Genomic DNA, 4,644 nt, shown 5'->3' with positions numbered 1-4,644 from the left:
CGACGACGACGTCCGCAGCCGGCTCGCCGTCGCCCACCCGCTCGGGCGCCACGACGAGGACGACACCGTCGCAGGAGGCGCGTGCGGCGGCGATCGACCAGTCGACCACCCGCCGCCCGCCCAGCCGCTCGTACTGCTTCGGGGCGCCGTAGCGGGTGCCCCGGCCGGCCGCCACGACGACGGCCCAGGCCGACGTCAACGGTCGGCCAGGGACGCGAAGAAGAGGCGCCCGACCGAGGTCTGGACGCTCGACGTGATGCGGACGTCGGCCTCGCCGCCCACGAGCTCGGCGGCGTCGCCGACCACGACCATCGAACCGTCGTCGAGGAACCCCACGCCCTGCCCCGGCTCCTTCCCTGCCCTGCTGATCGGGATGCGGACCGTCTCCCCCGGCACGCGCACCGGGCGGAGGCTGTCGGCCAGCCTATGCAGGTTCAGGACGGTCACCCCCTGGAGCTCGGCCACCGACTGCAGCGCGCCGTCGGTCGTCACGATGCCGGCGCCGAGCCGGCGGGCCAGGGCGACCAGCTTGGCGTCGACGTCGGCCACCTCGGGCACCTCGTCGTCGAGGATGTGGACGTCGACGCCGCCCTGGCGTCGCAGCGCCTCCAGCGACTCGAGCGCCCGCCGGCCGCGCCGGCGCCTCGTCGGGTCCTGCGCGTCGGCGATCCCCTGGAGCTCGTCGAGCACGAAGCGGGGGACGAGCAGGGCCGAGCGGAGGAACCCGGCCGTCGCCACGGTGAGGAGGCGACCGTCGATGACCGCGCTGGTGTCGGCGAGGAGGCCGTCGCCCACCCCGTCGCCCCGCCACGGCCGGGCCACGACCGCCGGGCGGTCCGACAGGCCGGCGAGGGCCAGCAGCTCGCCGCTCTTGCGGGTGCCGACCCGGAACCCGGTGAACAGGCCGATCCACACGACGAGGCCGAACACCGGCCAGCCCCACGCGCCGGGAAGGAGCACGACGGCGGGGACGGCGACCAGCGCGGCCAGCCCGCCGGCGACGAAGCCGCCGAACGCGGCGGGGACGAGGCGGGCCGCCGGGTAGTCCGTGGAGCGCTCCTCGACGACGCCGACGAGCCGCTCGATCGTGCGGCCGAGCACGCCGCCGGCGACGTAGCCGAGCCCGGCACCGAGGACGGCGCCGACGACGGGCGCGCCCTGTCCGGCCGTTCCCGCGTCGCTGCCGCCGCCCAGCTGGTACCCGGCCGCGAGCGCGAGGAGCACGATCAGCAACCGGACGATCTCGACGAACACGCTCCCTCCCGCGACCCTCATCGGCAACGCGGGCGGGCGGCTGAAGCGGCCGTTCCGGCTAGGTGAGCGCCTCGTCCAGCTTGCGCTCCGCCTCCTCCTCGGTGACGCCGATGGCGAAGGTCAGCTCGGACACGAGGATCTGGCGGGCCTTGGCCAGCATGCGCTTCTCGCCGGCGGAGAGGCCCTTGTCCTTCTCCCGCAGCGACAGGTTCCGCACGACCTCGGCGACCTGGTACACGTCGCCCGACTTCAGCTTCTCGACGTGGTTCTTGAACCGCCGCGACCAGTTGGTCGGCATCCGCGCCTCCTTCTTGCGGAGGACGGCGAACACCTCCTCGACCTCCTCGTCGTTGATGACCTCGCGCAATCCGACCTCGTCGGTGTTGTCGCACGGGACCATCAGGGTGAGGTCGCCGTAGGCGAGCCGGAGCACGAGGTACTCGCGCTCCTCGCCGAACGCCACCTTCTTCTCACGGCGCTCGATCACGGCCGCGCCGTGATGGGGGTAGACGACCTTGTCACCGACGTCGAAGCTCAAGTGTTCTCCCTGCTGACCGCCCGGAACCAAGCCATACAAGGGTAGGGACCGAGGGGGCCGAGCGCCAACTCGCGTACCACCGCCGGTGGTCGCCGCCGTTACGATCGTCACATGGCCGCCACCGACCTGCTCGCCGAGGTCGAGATGTTCCGGGACCTCGACGGCGACGAGCTCCGGCGCATCGAGCAGGCCGCCGAGCCCCGCCGCCTCCGCCGCGGCGACGTGCTGTTCCGCGAGGGCGACGCCGCCCACGACCTGTTCGTCGTCGTGGACGGGCGCATCGCCATCTCGAACAAGTCGATCGACGGCCGGGAGTCGATGGTGGCGCTGATGGAGCGGGGCGACCTGTTCGGCGAGATGCCGCTGTTCGACCAGCGCACCCGCTCGGCCGAGGCCCGGGCGCTGGAGCCGTCGGAGGTGCTGGCCCTCCCCTACGAGCCCGTCCGCAAGCTCTACGAGGAGCGGCCGGCCCTGCTGTGGAGCGTGGTCAACCTGCTCGCCGGGCGGGTGCGGACGATGGACGCCACCCTCGCCGACTCGGTGTTCCTCGACGTCACCGGGCGCACGGCCAAGCGTCTGCTGGAGCTCGCCGGCGACGCCGACGAGTTCACCCTGCCGATCACCCAGGAGGAGCTGGCCGGCATGGTGGGCGCCTCCCGGGAGCGGGTGAACAAGGCGATCGCCTCGTTCGTGCGCCTCGGCTGGATCACCCAGTCCGACCGCCGCTACCGCATCACCAACCGCCAGCAGCTCGCGCTGCGGTCGCGCTGAGCGTGCGGATCACCCTGCCGTCGGGCACGGCCGCCGAGCTCGCCCGCCCCGACGGCGACGCCCTCCGCGGGGTCGTGGTGGTGACCGACATCATGGGCCTGCGGCCCCTGTTCGACGACCTCTGCGCCCGGCTGGCGAGCGAGCACGGGTGGGTGGTGTGCGCGGTCGAGCCCTTCCCCGGGCGCGAGGACCTCGACCTCCAGGGCCGGATGGAGGCCGCGGCCGGGCTGGACGACGAACGCCAGCTGGGCGACCTCGTCGCCGCCGCCGACGCCTGCGGGGTGGCGCCGGTCGCCGTCATGGGGTTCTGCATGGGCGGCATGTACGCCATGAAGGCCAGCGCCACCGGTCGCTTCGACCGGGCCGTCGCCTTCTACGGGATGATCCGGGTGCCGGCCGACTGGCGGGGCCCCGGCCAGGGCGAGCCGCTCGACGCCGTCCGGTCGGCGGGGGCCTGCCCGGTGCTGGCGATCGTCGGCGAGCGCGACCACTACACACCGTCGGCCGACGTGGACGAGCTGGTCGACGCCGGGGCCACGGTCGTCCGCTACCCGGAGGCCGAGCACGGCTTCGTCCACGACCCGGCCAGGCCGGCCCACCGCGCCGGCGACGCGGCCGACGCCTGGGGGCACGTGATCGCCTTCCTCCAGGTGGAGCCCGACGCGGCGGGCGACGTGGAGCCGCCGACGACGGCGCCGCTCGACCGCTGAGCCGCCGGGCGCTGGCCGCCGTGGCGGGCGGGCGGGCCCGGGCGCACGGCGCAGGGCCGGGCCCGGCCGTCAGGCGTAGCGGTCGAGGATGGAGGACTCGGCCAGGCGGCTGAGGCCCTCCTTGATCGCCCTCGCCCTGGCCTCGCCGACGCCCTCGACGTCGTCCAGGTCGTCGATCGTCGCCCGCATGATCTTCTGGAGGTTGCCGAAGCGCTCGACGATCCGGTCGATCACCGCGGCCGGGAGCCGGGGGATCTTCGACAGCAGGCGGTAGCCGCGGGGCTGGTGGCTGGCGTCGAGGTCGGTGGGCCCGGCCGGCAGGTGCAGCATCGAGGCGACGGCCTTCAGGTCGAGGAGGTCCTCGGTGGTCAGCTCGGCCAGCCCCTGGAGGGCCTGGTCGAGGTGCCAGGACGCCTCCTCGTGGAAGTAGTCGCGTATGACGAGGCGGCGGTCGTCCTCCACCCCGCCCATCAGCTCCTCCAGCTGGAGGCGCACGAGGCGGCCGTCGACGCCGAGCTCGACGATGTAGCCGTCGATCTCCTCGGCGATGCGGCGGACCATCTCGGTCCGCTGGAGGACCGACACGACGTCGCGCAAGGTCACGAGGTCCTCGACCTCGAGGGCGGACAGGGCGGCCGACACCGTGTCGAGCCGGTTGCGGTACCGCTCCAGGGTCTGGAGGGCCTGGTTGGCCCGGTTGAGCAGCCGGGGGATGGGCTCGAGCGGGTGCTTCTGGTCGTCCACGTACACGGCGATGACCGACATGTCCTCGGACACCGAGATCACCGGCACGGGGATCGAGCGGGCGACCCGCTCGGCCGTGCGGTGGCGGGTGCCGGTCTCCGACGTCGGGACGTTCGGGTTCGGCACGAGGTGCACGTTGGCCCTGGCGATGCGGGTGGCGTCGGAGGACAAGATGATCGCCCCGTCCATCTTCGCCAGCTCGGACAGGCGCTGCGGGCTGAAGGCGGCGTCGAGCAGGAACCCGCCGGAGCAGATGTTGAGCACGTCCGGCCCGTCGCCGACCACGATGAGCGCGCCCATGCTGGCCTGGAGGATCCGGTCGAGCCCCTCGCGGAGCGCCTTGCCGGGCGCGACGGCGGCGAGCGCGTCCAGAAGGGCGACGCTGCGCCGGGGGGTCACGCCGGCATCCTAGCCGCCGACCAGGGGTCGAACCGGGAGGTCTCGTACTCGGCGGACGCGATCGTTCGACTTCGCGCGCCCCCGCGGTGCAGGGCGACGGTCCCGTGGCGCTCGGTGACGCCACCCTGCACCGGCGGAGTCGCCCTCTCGGGCTCCACCGGCACCACCCCCCTCCGGGCGCCGTCGGTGGTACCCCGGAGTCTGCGCCCGTCCGCCCGCCGGCGCCCC

6 protein-coding genes are annotated in these 4,644 nt (G+C 73.8%); 2 read left to right on the top strand and 4 right to left on the bottom strand.

Annotated features, from left to right (window positions below; all coding sequences use genetic code 11):
• From VGB14_06600 to VGB14_06590, 3 genes are all read right to left on the bottom strand, one after another.
• A partial coding sequence (locus tag VGB14_06600; GenBank protein HEX9992578.1) for an NTP transferase domain-containing protein occupies positions 1-199 on the bottom strand: 199 nt, incomplete at its 3' end.
• Complete coding sequence (locus VGB14_06595; GenBank protein ID HEX9992577.1) at positions 196-1,254, bottom strand: hypothetical protein; 1,059 nt, start codon at positions 1,252-1,254, stop codon at positions 196-198. The genes VGB14_06600 and VGB14_06595, both read right to left, overlap by 4 nt.
• A 58-nt stretch (positions 1,255-1,312) precedes the next feature.
• Complete coding sequence (locus tag VGB14_06590) at positions 1,313-1,792, bottom strand: CarD family transcriptional regulator (GenBank protein ID HEX9992576.1); 480 nt, start codon at positions 1,790-1,792, stop codon at positions 1,313-1,315.
• Between the two features lie 111 nt (positions 1,793-1,903).
• Between VGB14_06590 and VGB14_06585 the strand changes: the two genes are divergently transcribed.
• Together VGB14_06585 and VGB14_06580 are read left to right on the top strand one after the other, a co-directional pair.
• Positions 1,904-2,563: a Crp/Fnr family transcriptional regulator gene (locus VGB14_06585; protein ID HEX9992575.1), complete on the top strand. Its 660-nt coding sequence runs from the start codon at positions 1,904-1,906 to the stop codon at positions 2,561-2,563.
• Between the two features lie 2 nt (positions 2,564-2,565).
• The gene (locus VGB14_06580) at positions 2,566-3,273 is read left to right on the top strand and encodes a dienelactone hydrolase family protein (GenBank protein ID HEX9992574.1); all 708 of its coding nucleotides are present in this window, start codon (positions 2,566-2,568) and stop codon (positions 3,271-3,273) included.
• Between the two features lie 69 nt (positions 3,274-3,342).
• Here VGB14_06580 and disA read toward each other — a convergent pair whose 3' ends face one another.
• Positions 3,343-4,416: a DNA integrity scanning diadenylate cyclase DisA gene (gene disA / locus VGB14_06575; protein HEX9992573.1), complete on the bottom strand. Its 1,074-nt coding sequence runs from the start codon at positions 4,414-4,416 to the stop codon at positions 3,343-3,345.
• Positions 4,417-4,644 lie beyond the last annotated feature (228 nt).

It is taken from the genome of Acidimicrobiales bacterium, from assembly GCA_036399815.1.
Classification (GTDB): Bacteria; Actinomycetota; Acidimicrobiia; order Acidimicrobiales; family DASWMK01; genus DASWMK01.
This window is presented reverse-complemented; position numbering and strand designations above follow the sequence as displayed.